The sequence below is a fragment of the Streptomyces sp. EDA2-14 genome, from assembly GCF_054963755.1.
Map to the genome: position 1 here is coordinate 14471 of NZ_JBUEGE010000032.1, position 16226 is coordinate 30696.

16 protein-coding genes are annotated in these 16226 nt (G+C 72.1%); 15 read left to right on the forward strand and 1 reads right to left on the reverse strand.

Annotation, left to right across the window (positions count from 1 at the left end):
• Window positions 1-116: 116 nt before the first annotated feature.
• The 13 genes from ACY34M_RS40490 (at window position 117) to ACY34M_RS40550 (ending at window position 12428) form a co-directional block, all read left to right on the forward strand.
• Entirely contained in the window at window positions 117-1601 is a 1485-nt protein-coding gene (locus ACY34M_RS40490; protein ID WP_462723698.1) for an aldehyde dehydrogenase, read from the forward strand.
• Window positions 1602-1624: 23 nt separating this feature from the next.
• Window positions 1625-2548 (forward strand): VOC family protein, encoded by a 924-nt coding sequence (locus tag ACY34M_RS40495; protein ID WP_462723699.1) that lies wholly within the window; start codon window positions 1625-1627, stop codon window positions 2546-2548.
• The gene (locus tag ACY34M_RS40500; protein WP_462723700.1) at window positions 2545-3339 is read left to right on the forward strand and encodes an aspartate dehydrogenase domain-containing protein; all 795 of its coding nucleotides are present in this window, start codon (window positions 2545-2547) and stop codon (window positions 3337-3339) included. Before ACY34M_RS40495 ends, ACY34M_RS40500 begins: the two co-directional genes overlap by 4 nt.
• Entirely contained in the window at window positions 3336-4118 is a 783-nt protein-coding gene (locus ACY34M_RS40505) for an alpha/beta fold hydrolase (RefSeq protein ID WP_462723701.1), read from the forward strand. Before ACY34M_RS40500 ends, ACY34M_RS40505 begins: the two co-directional genes overlap by 4 nt.
• 16 nt (window positions 4119-4134) lie before the next feature.
• The gene (locus ACY34M_RS40510; RefSeq protein WP_461774609.1) at window positions 4135-4656 is read left to right on the forward strand and encodes a cupin domain-containing protein; all 522 of its coding nucleotides are present in this window, start codon (window positions 4135-4137) and stop codon (window positions 4654-4656) included.
• Window positions 4649-5404: an SDR family oxidoreductase gene (locus tag ACY34M_RS40515; RefSeq protein WP_462723702.1), complete on the forward strand. Its 756-nt coding sequence runs from the start codon at window positions 4649-4651 to the stop codon at window positions 5402-5404. Before ACY34M_RS40510 ends, ACY34M_RS40515 begins: the two co-directional genes overlap by 8 nt.
• A 19-nt stretch (window positions 5405-5423) precedes the next feature.
• Window positions 5424-6200 (forward strand): SDR family oxidoreductase, encoded by a 777-nt coding sequence (locus ACY34M_RS40520; RefSeq protein ID WP_462723703.1) that lies wholly within the window; start codon window positions 5424-5426, stop codon window positions 6198-6200.
• 9 nt (window positions 6201-6209) lie between these two features.
• The gene (locus tag ACY34M_RS40525; protein WP_462723704.1) at window positions 6210-7838 is read left to right on the forward strand and encodes a thiamine pyrophosphate-binding protein; all 1629 of its coding nucleotides are present in this window, start codon (window positions 6210-6212) and stop codon (window positions 7836-7838) included.
• Window positions 7839-7848: 10 nt separating this feature from the next.
• On the forward strand, window positions 7849-8790 hold the full coding sequence (locus tag ACY34M_RS40530; protein ID WP_462723705.1) for a PDR/VanB family oxidoreductase: 942 nt from the start codon (window positions 7849-7851) through the stop codon (window positions 8788-8790).
• Between the two features lie 37 nt (window positions 8791-8827).
• Complete coding sequence (locus ACY34M_RS40535; RefSeq protein WP_462723706.1) at window positions 8828-9064, forward strand: recombinase-like helix-turn-helix domain-containing protein; 237 nt, start codon at window positions 8828-8830, stop codon at window positions 9062-9064.
• Entirely contained in the window at window positions 9061-10077 is a 1017-nt protein-coding gene (locus tag ACY34M_RS40540; protein WP_462723707.1) for a Rieske 2Fe-2S domain-containing protein, read from the forward strand. Before ACY34M_RS40535 ends, ACY34M_RS40540 begins: the two co-directional genes overlap by 4 nt.
• Entirely contained in the window at window positions 10074-11321 is a 1248-nt protein-coding gene (locus tag ACY34M_RS40545) for an MFS transporter (RefSeq protein ID WP_462723708.1), read from the forward strand. The genes ACY34M_RS40540 and ACY34M_RS40545 overlap by 4 nt, the downstream gene beginning before the upstream one ends.
• A gap of 141 nt (window positions 11322-11462) precedes the next feature.
• A complete protein-coding gene (locus tag ACY34M_RS40550) occupies window positions 11463-12428 on the forward strand; it encodes a PAC2 family protein (RefSeq protein WP_462723709.1) in 966 nt (321 codons plus the stop codon).
• A gap of 71 nt (window positions 12429-12499) precedes the next feature.
• Here the strand turns inward: ACY34M_RS40550 and ACY34M_RS40555 are convergent, their stop codons facing one another.
• Entirely contained in the window at window positions 12500-13465 is a 966-nt protein-coding gene (locus ACY34M_RS40555; protein WP_462723710.1) for an SMP-30/gluconolactonase/LRE family protein, read from the reverse strand.
• Between the two features lie 306 nt (window positions 13466-13771).
• Here ACY34M_RS40555 and ACY34M_RS40560 point away from each other — a divergent pair, with 306 nt between their 5' ends.
• Window positions 13772-15532: a S8 family peptidase gene (locus ACY34M_RS40560; RefSeq protein WP_462723711.1), complete on the forward strand. Its 1761-nt coding sequence runs from the start codon at window positions 13772-13774 to the stop codon at window positions 15530-15532.
• Between the two features lie 37 nt (window positions 15533-15569).
• Window positions 15570-16223 carry a hypothetical protein gene (locus ACY34M_RS40565; protein WP_462723712.1) on the forward strand — a complete coding sequence of 218 codons (654 nt, stop codon included), beginning with the start codon at window positions 15570-15572 and terminating at the stop codon, window positions 16221-16223.
• Window positions 16224-16226: the final 3 nt, after the last annotated feature.

The window sequence follows — 16226 nt, forward strand, 5'->3', positions numbered from 1 at the left end:
TACGAACAACGGTGAAGTAACAGCCGGACGAACAGAACCCCTTGCGGAGAAACATTTAAGCGCTTAGATTTCTAGCGCCTGAGCAACCCCACCCCCGACCCGCCGGAGGACCCGCCGTGCCTCAACTCCCCACCGAGATACTCGTCGCGGGCCAGTGGCGGCGCGGTGCGGGCGCCCCGCTCGACACCGTCGACCCGGCCACCGGGCAGGTGCTCGCCACCGTGGGCACCGCGTCCGCCGAAGAGGTCGACGAGGCCGCACGGGCGGCGGCAGCGGCCGCGGCCGACCCGGCCTGGCGCGAGCTGCTCCCCCACCAGCGGGCCCGGCTCCTGTACCGGATCGCGGAGCTGACCGAGGAGGCCGCCGACGACCTCGCCGCGACGCAGACCGCCGACACCGGCAAGACGCTCACCGAGACGAAGGCGCTCGCGCTCAGCGCGGCCGGCACCTTCCGGTATCTGGCCGCCACCCTGGAGACCGCCGAAGAGGCGATCACCCCCTCGCGCGGCCCGTACGTCACGATGAGCGTGCACGAGCCGATCGGCGTGGTCGGCGCGATCAACCCGTGGAACTCCCCCGTCGCCAGCGACGCGCAGAAGATCGCGCCCGCCCTGGCCGCCGGGAACGCGGTGCTCCTCAAGCCCGCCGCGTGGACCCCGCTCGTCTCCCTCAAGCTCGGCCGGATCATCACGCGGGCCCTCACCGAACTCGGCCTGCCCACCGCCTTGCTGTCGGTCCTTCCCGGCAGCGGACGGGTGGTCGGCGACGCCGTCGTCAAGCATCCGCTCGTCGGGCGGATCGGGTTCACGGGCGGCACGGAGACCGGCCGCTCCATCGCCGAGATCGCGGCGCGCAAGCTGATCCCCGCCTCCCTCGAACTGGGCGGCAAGTCGCCCACGATCGTGCGGGCCGACGCGGACGTCGAGCAGGCCCTCGCGGGCGTCATGTTCGGCATCTTCTCGTCCAGCGGGCAGTCCTGCATCGCGGGTTCGCGGCTGTTCGTCCACGCGTCGCTGTACGAGTCGTTCGTCGGCGAACTCGTCTCGCGGGTAGGCAAGTTGCGGGTCGGCCCCGGTACCGCCCCCGACACACAGGTCGGTCCGCTCGTGCACGCGAAGCACCGGGACTCGGTCGCCGCGTACGTCGACCTCGCCCGCTCCGAGGGCGCCGAGGTGCTGTGCGGCGGCGCCGCGCCCGAGGGTCCCGCGTACGAGAACGGCGCGTACTACCTGCCCACCGTCCTCGCCGGCCTCGCGAACGACTCCCGCACCTGCCAGGAGGAGATCTTCGGCCCGGTCCTGGTGGTCCTCCCCTACGACGACGAGGACGACCTGGTCGAGCAGGCCAACGACTCCGTGTACGGCCTGGCCTGCGGGATCTGGACCCGCGACCACCGCGCCGCCTGGAACCTGGCCCGCCGGATCGACGCGGGCACCGTGTGGATCAACACGTACAAGCAGTTCAGCGCGTCCACCCCGTTCAGCGGGATGAAGGACAGCGGACTCGGCACCGAGAAGGGACGTGACGCCATCCGCGCCTACCAACGCCAGAAGTCCCTGTACTGGGGCACGTCCGAAGCCCCGCTCCCCTGGGCCAACTGACCATCCCCGCAACGGAGTTCCCCATGTCCCACCCCCCGATCGCCCGGCTGCGCGCACTGCGCTCCGTCGAGCTGCTCACCCCGTCCTTCGCCGAGGCCACCGACTTCTACGAAGAGGCCTGGGGCCTGGAGGTCGTCGAGTCCGAGCACAGCGCGAGCTGGCTGCGCGGCACCGGCGAGCAGCACCACGCCCTCCAGCTCACCCGCTCCGAGCGCACCGGACTCGGCCGTCTCGTGTTCGCCGTCGCCACCCCCGCCGAGATCGACGAGGCGGCGCGCAGGCTCGAAGCGCGCGGCATCGTGCCGGTCGCGGGCCCCGGCCCGCTCGACCAGGTCGGCGGCGGCTACGGGCTGCGGTTCAACGACCACGAGGGCCGGCTCGTCGAGCTGTCCGCCGAGACCTGGGCGGTCGCGCCGCGCGGGCACGAGGCCGCGGTGCCGGTCGGCGTCACGCACGCGGTCCTCAACACCCCCGACATCGACGCCGCCGTCGCCTTCTACTGCGACGTCCTCGGCCTGCGCGTCTCCGACTGGTCCGAGCACCAGATGGCGTTCCTGCGCTGCAACGCCGACCACCACTGCATCGCGTTCAACCAGGCCGAGTGGGTGTCCCTCAACCACGTGGCGTACGAGATGAGTTCGGTCGACCACTTCATGCGCGGGCTCGGGCGCCTTCGCCACCACGGGATCGTCCCGCAGTGGGGTCCGGGGCGGCACGGGCCCGGCAACAACACCTTCTCCTACTTCACCGACCCGACCGGGCTCGTGTGCGAGTACACGTCCGAGGTCGCGCAGATCGTCGAGGACCGGTGGATCGCCAAGGTGTGGCGGCGGGTGCCGGAGCTGTCCGACCTGTGGGGCACGGCGGGCGCGCCGTCCAAGGAGATCCGCTGTCACATGGCCGGTTCGCCGGAATCCCCGGTCGTTCCCGAAGGAGTACGGAAATGAGCACGCTGAAGGTCGGACTCGTCGGCTGGGGCGCCATCGGCCGCGTCGTCGGCACCGCGCTCGCCCGGGGCGACGTCCAGGGCGCCGAGCTGACGTGCGTCGTCGACAACCGGCCGCTCGGCGAGGCGGCGCCCGCGCCGCAGGTGACCTTCGAGGAGGCCGTCGAGCGCTGCGACCTCGTCGTCGAGGCGGCGGGCCAGGGAGTCGTACGGGAGTGGGGCGAGCGCGTCCTCACCTCCGGCACCGATCTGCTGGTGGCCTCGACCGGGGCCCTCACCGACGACGAGCTGGCCAAGCGGCTGCTCGCCGCCGGTCCCGGCCGGGTGTTCTTCACCGGCGGCGCGGTCGGCGGCCTCGATCTGCTCCAGGCCGTGCGGGCCCTGGGGCCGATCGAGGACGTCCGGCTCACCACCACGAAGCTGCCGTCCACCCTCGAACAGCCGTGGATGGACGAGGAGTTGCTGGGCCGGATGCGCTCGGCGACCGGCCCCGTCACGGTCATGTCCGGTACGGCGCGCGACGTGCCGGTGAAGTTCCCCAAGTCGACGAACGTGGCCGCCTCGGTCGCCCTCGCCGTCGGTGACCTGGACGCTGTGCGGGTCGAGGTCGTCGCCGATCCGGGGGCCTCGCGCACCCGGCACGTGATCGAGGCGTCCGGGGAGCACGGCGCGTACCGCTTCGAGGTCGCGCACCGGCCCGACCCGGAGAACCCGGCGACCAGCCAGGTCGTGCCGTACTCGGTGCTGCGGTCGGTGGCCGCGCTCGCCGGCCGGTCGGGGCAGATCCTGTGACGGCCGTCCACCCGGCCGTCCATGTGGAGGAGGCGGGCACCGAGGGCCCCCTGCTGCTGTGCCTGCACGGGATCGGCTCCTCGTCGGCCGCGTTCGCGCCGCAGCTCGAAGGGCTCGCGCCGCACGCCCGCGTCGTCGCCTGGGACGCGCCCGGCTACGCCAAGTCGGCCGACCCGGACGGCCCGTTGGACCTCGACGGCTTCGCCGACGCCGCGGCCGATGTGATCCGCTCGTACGGCACCTCCGCGCACGTCCTCGGCGTCTCCTGGGGCGGCGTGATCGCGCTGCGGCTCGCGACCCGCCACCCGGACCTCGTGGACTCGCTGATCGTCGCCGACTCCAGCGCGGGCTCCGGCACCGACGAGGCGAAGGCCGCCGGGATGCGGGCCAGGGCCGCGGAGCTGGCCGAGGCCGGGCCGCGCGCCTTCGCCGAGAAGCGCGGACCGCGCCTCGTCTCCGACCTGGCGCCCGCCGAACTGGTCGAGCGGGTCGTCGACACCATGGCCTCCTCCGTGCGGCTGCCCGGCTACGGGTACGCCGCCGAGGCCATGGCCGGCGCCGACCTGCGCCCCGAACTGTCCGCCGTCACCGCTCCCACGCTCGTGATCTGCGGCGACCGCGACAAGGTCACCGGCGTCGAGGCCTCCCAGGTCATCGCCGGGGGCCTGCACAAGACCGCCTACGTGATCGTCAAGGACGCCGGTCACCTGGCCAACCAGGAACAGCCCGGGCGGTTCAACGCCTGGGTCCTGTCCCACCTGCACATCGTCACTGCCTAGCCAAGGACGGAACACCATGCCTCTCACGACCACCGAGTACGACAACGGCGGCGACCTCGGCAAGTACACCGACTCGCTGATCGCCTCCAAGGAGTCCCGCGTCGCGGACTTCGACACGCTCTCCTTCCAGGAGAAGGCGGGCAAGCAGTACCGCCGCGGCCAGATCCGCTACGTCGGCTCCGGCGCCACCGGCAACCACGAGGGCGACAGCCGCATCCTCCCCTCGGGCGGCTTCACCTTCTCGAACATGCTGCTGCCGCCCGGCGCCGAGGGCCCGGCCCACACCCACCACGACGTGGAGGAGGCGTTCTTCGTCCTGGAGGGCGAGGTCCGCGTGGGCGTGCACCGCGGCCCGGACGAGGTCGAGTACCGCACCCTCGGCTACCGCGACATGATCGTGGTGCCCGCCGGTGTGACCCGCTCGCTGAAGAACGAGGGCGACACCGACGCCCTGTTCTGCGTCGTCATCGGCACGCAGAAGCCGCAGGTGCCGTCGTACCCCGAGTACTCGCCGATGCACGGCGTCACCCGTGACTGAGCGTTCCCCCAAGGACGCGCGCACGGTCGTCGTGACCGGGGCGGGCCGTGGCCTGGGACTGGCCATGGCCCGCCGGGCCGGCGCGGACGGCTTCCGGGTCGTCCTCGCCGAACTGGACCCCGAGCGCGGCGCCCGCGCGGCCGAGGAGCTGCGGGCGGAGGGCCACGACGCGCACTTCACGCGCTGTGACGTGGCCGACCCGGAGTCCGTCGAGGAACTCGCTTCTTTCGTACGGGACTTGGGCGGCCTCTACGGCCTCGTCAACAACGCGGCCCTCGCCAACGGCGTCGGCGGCAAGGAGTTCCAGGACATCGACATCGAGACCTGGGACCGCCTGATGACGATCAACGCGCGCGGCCCCTGGCTGGTGGCCAAGGCGCTGCACCCGCTGTTCGGCCCGACCGGACGCATCGTCAACATCGCTTCGGACGCGGCGCTCTACGGCTCTCCCCGGCTCGCGCACTACATCACGTCGAAGGGCGCGGTCATCGCCCTCACCCGGGCCATGGCACGGGAGCTCGGCGAGCGCGGCATCACCGTCAACGCCCTCGCGCCGGGTCTCACCGAGTGCGAGGCGACCGAGACGGTCCCGGAGGAGCGGCACGGCCTGTACGCCGCGAACCGGGCGATCTCCCGGCCGCAGCAGCCCGAGGACCTCACCGGTCTCGCCTCCTTCCTCCTCTCCGAGGAGTCCCGCTATCTGACCGGACAGGTGATCGCCGTCAACGGCGGCTTCACCATGAACTGACCCAATGGAGACTTGAGTTATGGATCTGGGCCTCGCCGACCGGACCTATGTGGTCACCGGAGGCAGCTCGGGCGTCGGCCTGGCCACGGTCCGCGCCCTCCTCGACGAAGGCGCGAACGTCGCCACCTGCGGGCGCGACGCCGACCGCCTGAAGCGGATCGGTACGTACGACCGCCTGTTCACGGCCACCTGCGACGTGCGGGACGCCGAAGCCGTGCGCGACTTCGTGGCGGCGTCCGCGAACGCGTTCGGCGGGCGGCTCGACGGGCTGGTCAACAACGCGGGCCAGTCCCGCATGAAGCGCCTCGACGACACGACCGAGGACGACTGGCGCGACGAGCTGGAGCTGAAGTTCGCGGGCGTGCTCAACCCGCTGCAGGCGGCGCGGTCGTACCTGCGGGCGTCCGACGCGGCGTCCGTCGTCAACGTCAACGCGGTGCTCGCCAAGCAGCCCGAGCCGCGGCTGATCACGACGAGCGCCGCCCGCGCCGGCATCCTCAACCTCTCGAAGTCCCTGTCCCAGGAGCTGGCCCCGGAGGGCATCCGGGTCAACTCGGTCTGCCTCGGCCTCGTCGACACCGGCCAGTGGACGCGCCGGCACGCCGCCGCGGACTCCGGGATGAGTTACGAGGACTGGCAGGCGGAGCTGGCCGCCGACCGGGGCGTCTCCCTGGGGCGCCTCGGCCGCGCCGAAGAGGTCGCCTACGCGATCGTCGCGCTGCTCTCGCCGCGCGCCTCGTACATCACCGGAACCGGCATCGATGTCTGCGGCGGCGTCGGCCGCGGCATTCTCTGAGGAGTTCGCATGCAGTACACCAATGGCGGTGACCTCCTCGTCGCCGTCCTGAAGGAGCTCGGCGTCGACACGGTCTTCGGAATCGTGTCCGTGCACAACCTGCCGCTGGTCGAGGCCGTCGACCGCGAGCTGCGCTTCGTCCCCGTGCGGCACGAGGCGAGCGCCGTCAACGCCGCCGACGCGTACGGCCGGGCCCGCGGCTCGATCGGCTGCGCGCTCACCTCGACGGGCACGGGCGCGGGCAACGCGGCCGGCTCGCTGATCGAGGCGCTCGCATCCGGCACGTCCGTGCTGCACGTCACCGGGCAGGTCGAGGCCGAGTTCCTGGGCAGCGGGCGCGGGTTCATCCACGAGACGAAGAACCAGCTCGGCATGCTCGACGCCGTGTCGGCGTACGCGGCGACGGTCCGCTCCACCGAGGAGGCGGGCGACGTGCTGCGGTCCGCCGCCCGCGCCGCGCTCGCCTCGCCCGGCGGCCCGGCGAGCGTCGAGTGGCCGATCGACCTGCAGTACGCGGCGCAGACGGATGCTCCCGAGGCCGTGGAGCCGACCGTCACGCCGGTGGTCGAGGGTGAACTCGCGGCCGCTGCCGCACTGTTGGCCTCCGCCGAACGTCCCCTGATCTGGGCCGGCGGCGGCGCCAACCGCGCAGGGGCCGAGCTCACCGCGCTCGTCGAGGCGACCGGCGCCGGGGTGCTCACCTCCAACTCCGGGCGCGGCGCCGTGCCCGAGGACCACCCGCAGGTCATCGGCAACTTCGCGACCACGCCCGCCGGACGCGCCCTGCTCGCCGACGCGGACGTGCTGCTGACCGTCGGCACGCACTTCCGGTCCAACGAGACCGCCGACTACGGGCTGAAGCTCCCGGACGCCGAGCGGCACATCCAGATCGACGTCGACGCCGCCGCCCTCGGCCGCGTCTACCCGGCCGCGCACACCCTGCACGCCGACGCCGCCGACGCGCTCGCCGCCCTCCTCCCCCACGCCCGCGCCGCCGAGCCGTCGTGGACGCAGCGGATCAAGGACGTACGCGCCGAGGTCCGCGCCACGCTGCACGACAACATCGGCCCCCAGGCCGCCATCTGCGACGCGCTGCGCGCCGTGCTGCCGCGCGACGCGGTCGTCGCCCGTGACGTCACCATCCCGTCCAGCAGCTGGGGCAACCGGCTCCTGGAGATGTACGACCCGCGCTCCAACGTCTTCCCGCGCGGCGGCGGCATCGGGCAGGGCCTCGGCATGGGCATCGGCGCCGCGCTCGCCGACCCCGAGCGGCCCACCGTGGTCATCGCGGGCGACGGCGGTCTCGCCGTGCACCTCGGCGAGCTGCTGACCGTGGCCCAGGAGCGGCTACGGCTGACCGTCCTCGTCTTCAACGACGGCGGCTACGGCGTGCTGCGCAACATGCAGGACCGGTACAGCGAGCGCCGCTCCGGCGTCGACCTCGCCACGCCCGACTTCGAACTGCTCGCCCGCGCCTGCGGTCTGCCGTATCTGCGGATCGCCGACGCCGAGCACGCGCGGCCGGTCATCGAGCAGGCCGTCGGCGCCGAGGGGCCGACGCTCGTCGAGGTCGACCTGGCCTCGCTCGGCCCGATGAAAAACCCGTTCACCCCGCCCGTGAAGATCCCCGGCGCGTAAGGAGACCACCATGACCGACGACCGTCTCCTGGACCTGCTGGTCCGGCGGATGACCTGGGAGGCCGACGGCGTCCTGTCCGTCGAGCTGAGCCACCCGGACAGCAAGCCGCTGCCCACGTGGGAGCCGGGCGCGCACCTCGACGTGCACGTCGGCGGGCAGGTCCGCCAGTACAGCCTGTGCGGCGACCCGGCCGACTGCGGCACGTACCGGATCGGCGTGCTCAACGAGCCGTCCTCGCGCGGCGGTTCGCGGCACGTGCACACCAAGCTGCGCCCCGGCCAGCAGGTCACGGTGTCCGAGCCGCGCAACCACTTCGCCCTGGAAGACGCGTCCTCGTACGTGTTCATCGCGGGCGGCATCGGTGTCACGCCGATCCTCGCGATGGCACGGGAGGCCGCGCGGCGCGGCGCCGAGTGGCGCATGGTGTACGGCGGCCGGGGGCGCGCCTCGATGGCGTTCACCGACGAGCTGGCCGCGCTCGGCGGCGAGCTGACCCTCGTACCGCAGGACGAGCAGGGGCACATCGACCTGGACGCGACGCTCGCCGCCCTCCCCGAAGGGGCGCTCGTCTACTCCTGCGGGCCCGAGCCGCTGCTCGCCGCCGTCGAGGAGCGCTGCCCCGCCGAGCGGCTGCGCCTGGAGCGGTTCGCCGCTCCGGTCGTCGAGCGGTCGGCGGACGACGGCGAGTTCGAGGTCGAGTGCCGCGCCTCCGGGCAGACGCTCACCGTCGGTGCCGACACCTCGATCCTGGAGGCCGCCGAGACCGCGGGCATCGACGTCACCAGCTCGTGCCGCGACGGCATCTGCGGCTCCTGCGAGACCCGCGTCCTCGAAGGCGCCCCCGAACACCGCGACTTCCTCCTGTCGGAGTCCGAGCACGCCGCGAACGCCTCGATGATGATCTGCGTCTCGCGCTGCGCGGCCGGCTCCCGCCTTGTCCTGGACCTGTAACCCCCTCCTGAAGACGTAGAAGACGTAGGAGACGCACATGAGCAGCACCGAGACCACCGACTGGCCGTACCTGGAGGTCCACCAGTCCCGCACCCACGAGCCGAGCCCGTACGAGTACAAGCTCGCGGCCTCCCTCGAAGACGTCTTCACCAAGGTGGGCCACGAACTCGCCGATGTCGTCAGCGGGTTGAACGCCCGCCAGGTCCACGCCCCCGACGGGCAGCCGTGGACCGAGGAATCCTTCCGCGCCGAGATGCACCGACTGGGAGCGTGACCGCCGTGACCGCCAAGACCCTCACCGCCGACCACGTCTACGCGACCGGTCTGCGCAACCAGTGGCACCCCGTCGTGCCGTCCTCCTTCGTCGCGCCCGGCGCCATGCGCAAGGTCACCGTGCTCGGCGAGCAGTGGCTGCTCTTCCGCCGCTCCGACGGCACCCTGAGCATGCTGGCCGACCGGTGTCCGCACCGCGGCGCCCCGCTCTCGCTCGGAAAACACCTGGGCGACCGGGTGGCCTGCTGGTACCACGGCGTCGAGGTCGAGACCGACGGCACCGTCTCCTCCGTGCCCGGTCTGCCCGGCTGCAACCTGGAGGGCAAGAAGCTCGTCCAGTCGCTGCCCGTGCGCGAGGTGTCCGGCGCGGTCCTCGCCTACTTCGGCGACGAACAGCACCCGGAACCGGTCGAGTTGACGCTCCCCGACCCGCTGACGGACCCCGACACCGACGCGATCCTGTGCTACGCCGAGTGGGACGTGCCGTGGCGCTACGGCGTCGAGAACCTGCTCGACCCGATGCACGGCCAGTTCCTGCACCACGACTCGCACACGATGTTCGACGGTGACACCACCGCCAAGTTCCGCATCCGCGAGACCGACCGCGGCTACTTCTTCGAGAAGACCGACCAGCGGGGCGTGAACTTCGACTGGGTGGAGCTGTGCCGCACGGGCGTGGACTGGGTCGACCTGTCGATCCCCTACCCGCCGTCCGCGGGCCCCGGTGGCCCGTTCGGCATCGTCGGCATGGTCCGCCCGGTCGACGCCGAGCGCTGCGCCGTCTTCTTCTGGCGCTACCGCACGGTCCAGGGCTGGGAGCGCGACACCTGGCGGTTCCTCTACAAGACGCTGATCGAGAAGCGCCACTGGGAGGTCCTTGAGCAGGACCGGCAGATGCTGGAGGCCATGCCGGCCGACGCCGACCAGCGGGAGAACCTGTACCAGCACGACCTCGGCGTGGTCCGCCTGCGCCGCATGTACCGCGGCGAGGCCGAGAAGCAGACGACCGCATGAGTGCGAGAGCACGCTGGGCGGGCGTCCTGAGCCTGCTGGTCATCGTGCTGATCAGCTACGTGGACCGGGTGAACGTCTCCGTCCTCATCACGGACAAGGCGTTCACCGACCACTTCGGCATCACTGGTGACCCGACGGCGCAGGGCGCCCTGTCGACCGTGTTCCTCGTCGGGTACGGCATCGCGGCGTTTGTCCTCACCCCGTTCTACGAGACGTCGCTCGGGGTGCGCCGCGGGCTCGTCGTCAGCGTCGCCCTGTGGTCGCTGATGACACTGCTCTCCCCGTACGCGCTCGGCGCGCTCACGCTGACCGTGCTGCGGGCCCTGCTCGGCGGCGCCGAGGGCCCGCTGTTCTCGCTGAAGACGATGTACGTGCGCGAGCACTTCGCGCCGCACGAGGCGGGCCGCCCGAACGCGGTCAGCTCGATGGGTGTCTCGCTCGGTACGGCCGCGGGCCTGCCCCTGATCACGTACCTCGTCTACCGCTTCGACTGGCACACCTCCTTCGTCGTGCTCGCCGCGCTGAACGCGGTGGTCGGCCTCCCGCTGATCCTGCTGTTCGTCCGCGGCCGCGGGGTGCGCGGCGCCGAGCGGCCCGGCTTCGGGGCCACGATGAAGGGCGCACTGCGCATGCCGCGCCTGGCGCCCATCCTGGTCATCGAGATCGCCACGCTCGCCTACCTGTGGGGGTCGAGCGCCTGGCTGCCCTCGTACCTGCTGCGCGAGCGGCACTTCTCGCTGTCGGCGATGGGCGTGGTGTCCGCGCTGCCGTTCCTGATGTCACTGGTGTCCGGATTCCTCGGCGGTCTGGTGCTCGACCGGCTGCCGCGGCGGCTGCTCGCGCTGCCGTTCGTGGTGGGCTCGGCGGGCACGGCGGTCTGTGTGCTGCTGGTCGCGGGCGCGGACAGCGACGGCCTCGCGGCCACCGGGCTGATCCTGGCCGGCGGTTTCTGGGGCCTTCAGGGCCCGGCGATCCCCACCCTCGTCCAGCACTGCGCGCCCGCCCACTTCGTCGGCAGCGCCTACGGAGTCGTGAACGGGGTCGGCAACCTCGTCTCGGCGTTCATGCCCACCCTCATGGGCGTGGCCATCGCGGCGAGCGGCGGCCACGGCTTCGGCGCCGGATTCACCCTTCTCGCCGGGGCCCAGGCGCTGACCCTGGTGTGCGGGGCGTGGCTGCTGGTCAGGCCGATCGGCGGGGCACCGGCCGGCGAATCCGACGCCGCGCACCTCGTACGGACCTGACGGCCACCCGACGGGTGGAGTGGACCACTCCGCGGCGGGGCAGTGTTCGGGGCAGCCCGCGCTCAAAGGGGGCTGCGGAGGGCCCCCGCCGACGCCGTAAGGTGGGCAGGTACGCGAGGGCACGTCGGAAGGAGGCGCTGGGTGATCGAGCTCGAGGGGGTACCCGAGCTGGTCGACCCGGTCATGGTGGCCGCGTTCGAGGGCTGGAACGATGCCGGCGACGCAGCCTCCACCGCGGTCGCGCATCTCGACAAGGAGTGGAAGGGCGAGGTGTTCGCGGCGCTGGACGCCGAGGACTACTACGACTTCCAGGTCAACCGCCCGACCGTGTTCGTGGACGGCGGCGTGCGAAAGATCACATGGCCGACGACCCGGCTCTCGGTGATCCGTGTGGGCGGCGACAAGCCGCGCGACCTCGTCCTGGTCCGGGGCATCGAGCCGTCCATGCGCTGGCGCTCGTTCTGCAACGAACTGCTCGGCTTCGCGCACGAGCTGGGCGTCGAGCTGGTCGTCGTCCTGGGCGCGCTGCTCGGCGACACCCCGCACACCCGGCCGGTGCCGGTCAGCGGTGTCACGTCGGACGCGGACCTGGCCACGCGGATGGACCTGGAGGAGACCAAGTACGAGGGTCCGACGGGCATCGTCGGCATCCTCCAGGAGGCCTGCACGCACGCCGGGGTCCCCGCGGTCTCGCTGTGGGCCGCCGTCCCGCACTACGTGTCGCAGCCGCCGAACCCGAAGGCGACGCTGGCCCTTCTCAACCGTCTTGAGGACCTGATCGACCTGCGCATCCCGCTGGGCGATCTGGCCGAGGACGCGCGGGCCTGGCAGTTGGGCGTGGACCAGCTGGCGGCCGAGGACACCGAGGTCGCCGAGTACGTGCAGTCGCTCGAGGAGGCCCGCGACACCGCGGAGCTGCCCGAGGCGTCCGGCGATGCCATCGCCCGCGAGTTCGAGCGCTATCTGCGGCGCCGCGATCCGGACGCCGGGCCGGGCGGCCACGCGACGGACGGCAGCGAGGGCTCCTCGCACCTGCGCGACAACCCGAGCGGCCGCACCAGACCGCCGAAGCCGCCGCGCCCGGAGAGCGACGACGGCGACGAGTGACGGACGAGTGACAGCAGCGGGCCGGGACCCACAGGTCCCGGCCCGCTCTTCGTGTCACGCCGACGGTGGTGTCACACCTGGTCGACGGCGATCACGTCGTACTCGGTGCCCGGCGTGGGCACCTCCACGTCGAAGCGGGCGTTCGGCAGGTACAGCCGCCCGCCCCTGGCCGCCGCGGTCGTCGGGATCCGGAACAGCGGATCGGTGATCCGGGCCACGGCCACACCCCGCGTGCCCGCCGCGTCGATCCGGAAGACGTCCACGGCGTTCTGCCACTGCTGGACGACGTACAGCAGGCGCCCGACGAGCAGCAGCCCGTCGCCGTTGGGCACTTTCGCGCCGCCCAGGTCGACGGCGCGCGCCACGCCGGTGTGCGGGTCGACGCGCATCAGGCTGCCGTCGTCGGCGACGGTGTTGACGACGACGAGGGCGCGGCCGTCGGGTGTGCGCTCGATGCCGTTGGCCGTGAAGTCGGGGCCCTGCTCCCAGTCCCCCTTGAGCGGCAGCGTCCACTGCCGGCCGGGCTCCCCGCGCCGTCCGAGCGCGACACCGTAGAGCTGCGCCCGGTAGGAGTCGGTGAACCAGGCGACGCCGGGGGTGAGCACGACGTCGTTCACCATCGAGCCCTCGGCCCCGACGACGTACGTGCGCTCGATCCGGCCGTCGTGCGCCGAGGCGATCCGGATCTCCCGGCTGGTGGCGCCCGCCAGATACAACCGGCCGTATTCGTTGACCTTGAGCCCGGCCGTCGGGTGCCCTGCGCCCAGGCCGGTGGGGAGGACGGTGCCGCGTCCGGTGGCGAGCGAGGCGCGGTACAGGTCTCCGCTCGCGAGCGAGCCGAAGTACGCGTACGGGGTGGTGCCGACCGCGATGCCCTCGGGCTGGAATCCGTCGGGCAGGAAGAAGCGGCGGGGCCAACCGGCCGCCGCCGCGGAGGAATCGGCCGCGCGGGCGGCGCCGCCCGCGAGACCGGTGACGGCCGCCGCGCCCGCGGCGCCGGCGGCCAGGAATCTTCTACGTGCGAAGGAACGGTGCAATGGAACGTCCTTCCGCAGGGGCCGAAGCGGCTGGAGGGCCGTTCGGCCGTCGGGTCGAATGACGCCGATATGACACCACATGACACGACGATCCGCAGGCTTTGGCCGGTTTGATCCGTGACATCTGTTTCAGGACAGATTGCAGGGGGTTCCCAATTCAACTGGATTTCAAACTCAGTTGGGAATTGAGGTCTGGACGGACGGGCTTCGGCGTAGCAGGGTGGCCCCCGACGACCTCAAGGCAGCACGGCAGCACGGCACAAGCAGACCCGCACGATCAGATGTGGCGAGGGGAGCTGTGGACCGATGACCGACCAGCACGCGAGCCCGGCGCAGGGGCCGGGAGCGGCGGGTCCCGGACCGGAGGGATCCGGTTTCACCTATCGCGGGGCGGAAGAGGAACTGATCGTCGTGGCGCGGCCGGAGGCCCGCCTGCGGGTGCAGGCGGACGGCGTCCGCTCGGCGGCGGGCGCCGACGTATCGGCCCTGAACATGTTCCTCGGGGACGAACAGCTCGCTCTTGAACCGCTGTTCGGCGGCGAGGAGCGGGTACGCGGCGGCGGCGAGGCGTCCGCCGTCGGGGCGGATGTACCCGATCTGGCGCTGTTCTACCGGGTGCGCGGCGGGGCCTCCCGGGCGCAGGAGCTGCGCTCGCGGATGGCGGCGCTCCCGGAGATCGACACGGCGTACGTGAAGCCGGGCGCGGTGCCCGCGACGCACGCGTCGGAGCCGTCGCCCTCGCCGGAGAACTTCGACGAGGCGCGGCGGCTGAAGGAGAAGACGGCCGCGACGCCCGACTACACGGGCCGCCAGGGCTACTTGGGACCCGCACCCGCCGGCGTCGACGCGCAGTGGGCATGGCGGCGGCTCGGCGGCAGCGGCGAGGGCATCACCGTCATCGACGTCGAGGGCGCCTGGCAGTTGGGACACGAGGACCTGTCGGCGAAGCTCGCGGGGATCGTCGTCGGCACGCCGATCGCGGACGTGGCGTGGCGCAACCACGGCACGGCGGTGCTCGGCGTGATCGGCGGGGACCGCAACGAGCGCGGCATCACCGGTATCGCGCCGGAGGCGGTGACCGCGGCGGCCTCGTTCCAGGGCGTGGGGACGGCGGCGGCGATCCACGCGGCGGCCGAGCGGCTGAGCCCCGGCGACGTCATCCTGATCGAACTGCACCGTCCCGGGCCGCGGTTCGACTTCGAACCGCGCGACGACCAGCGCGGCTACATCCCTCTCGAATGGTGGCCCGACGACTTCGCGGCCATCCGGTACGCGACGGCGAAGGGCATCGTGGTCGTGGGCGCGGCGGGCAACGGCGCCGAGTCCCTCGACGACGCGCTGTACGAGCGGCGGCCGGACGAGTTCCCGGCGTGGTGGCACAACCCGTTCAACCCCTCGAACCGGTCCTCCGACGCGGTCATCGTCGGCGCGGGCGCTCCGCCGCCCGGCACCCACGGCCGCGACCACGGACCGGACCGCTCCCGCCTCGGGTTCTCCAACTACGGCGCCCGTGTGGACGCCCAGGGCTGGGGCCGCGAGGTCACCACCACCGGCGGCTTCTGGGACCGGCCCGGCGATCTGCAGGGCGGCACCGAGGAGATCGCCTGGTACACGGACACCTTCTCCGGCACCTCGTCCGCCTCCCCGGTGGTCGTCGGCGCGCTGACCGCTCTCCAGGGCATGCTGAAGGCGGGCGGTCAGCGCCCGATGACATCGCAGCGGGCGCGCGAAGTTCTCCGGGCGACCGGCTCTCCGCAGCAGGACGCCCCGGGCCGACCCGCTTCGCAGCGGATCGGCAACCGGCCCGACATCAAGGGGGCAGTCACCAATCTGCTGCCCTCGACGGTCGGTTCGGGCCAGGCCGAGCGGTACTGGGACGAGCTGATCCCGTATCCGCCCGAACTCCCGCCCAGGCTCCGGCTCTTCGTGGCGGGCGCCTGGCGGAGTCTGAACAACCCGTCCCCCGAAACCCGGCAGGCCGTGCACGCGGCCTTCGCGGGGGGACGTCCGGACGTACGTGTGTGGTTCTCGGACGACGAGGTCGTGGGCCTGGTCGTCACAGGCTGAGGAACGCAACCAACCCTTGATGGAAGGTGGCACCCGCATGAGCATCACCCCCCAGATGAGCCAGCAGGGGCAGCAGTTCCCGAGCACTTCGCCCTACCAGCAGCAACAGCAGCAGCCGTTCGGCCAGCAGGGCTACGGCCAGCAGCAGCAGCCGTTCGGCCAGCAGGGCTACGGCCAGCAGGGCTTCGGCCAGCAGCAGCCGTTCGGTCAGCAGGGCTACGGCCAGCAGCAGATGGGCATGGGCGGCTCGCTCGAGCAGCTGCACCAGCTCGGCCAGCAGCAGCCGTTCCAGGGCCTGCTCCAGCAGCTCGGCCAACAGCAGCCGATGGGGCAGATGGGCCAGCAGCAGATGGGTCAGCAGCAGGGCCAGCAGCAGCAGGTCGAGCAGCAGGTCCAGCAGCACCTGCACCAGATCGCCCAGATCGCGGTGCAGCACGTCCAGCAGCAGGTCCAGCAGCAGGTGCTCCAGGCCGGCATCGCGGACGCCTACGTCGACGTGGTGCAGCCGCTGCCCGGTCAGCCCAGCCTCATCGCGCTGCGGATCCAGAACCAGTTCAGGATCTTCGCGAACCCCAACCCCCAGACCCACGACCAGGTTCAGGAGGCCTTCGCCTTCGGCCACCAGGTCATCGGTATCTGGGACTCGGGCTCACCGAACGTCCTGCGCAGCATCCAGGTGCGCAAGATCTGATCC

Excerpts from the sequence above, each read along its gene's own strand:
- ACY34M_RS40495 (WP_462723699.1), top strand. The coding sequence starts at position 1,625 with ATGTCCCACCCCCCGATCGCCCGGCTGCGCGCACTGCGCTCCGTCGAG.
- ACY34M_RS40500 (WP_462723700.1), top strand. The coding sequence starts at position 2,545 with ATGAGCACGCTGAAGGTCGGACTCGTCGGCTGGGGCGCCATCGGCCGC.
- ACY34M_RS40510 (WP_461774609.1), top strand. The coding sequence starts at position 4,135 with ATGCCTCTCACGACCACCGAGTACGACAACGGCGGCGACCTCGGCAAG.
- ACY34M_RS40520 (WP_462723703.1), top strand. The coding sequence starts at position 5,424 with ATGGATCTGGGCCTCGCCGACCGGACCTATGTGGTCACCGGAGGCAGC.
- ACY34M_RS40525 (WP_462723704.1), top strand. The coding sequence starts at position 6,210 with ATGCAGTACACCAATGGCGGTGACCTCCTCGTCGCCGTCCTGAAGGAG.
- ACY34M_RS40530 (WP_462723705.1), top strand. The coding sequence starts at position 7,849 with ATGACCGACGACCGTCTCCTGGACCTGCTGGTCCGGCGGATGACCTGG.
- ACY34M_RS40535 (WP_462723706.1), top strand. The coding sequence starts at position 8,828 with ATGAGCAGCACCGAGACCACCGACTGGCCGTACCTGGAGGTCCACCAG.
- ACY34M_RS40545 (WP_462723708.1), top strand. The coding sequence starts at position 10,074 with ATGAGTGCGAGAGCACGCTGGGCGGGCGTCCTGAGCCTGCTGGTCATC.
- ACY34M_RS40560 (WP_462723711.1), top strand. The coding sequence starts at position 13,772 with ATGACCGACCAGCACGCGAGCCCGGCGCAGGGGCCGGGAGCGGCGGGT.
- ACY34M_RS40565 (WP_462723712.1), top strand. The coding sequence starts at position 15,570 with ATGAGCATCACCCCCCAGATGAGCCAGCAGGGGCAGCAGTTCCCGAGC.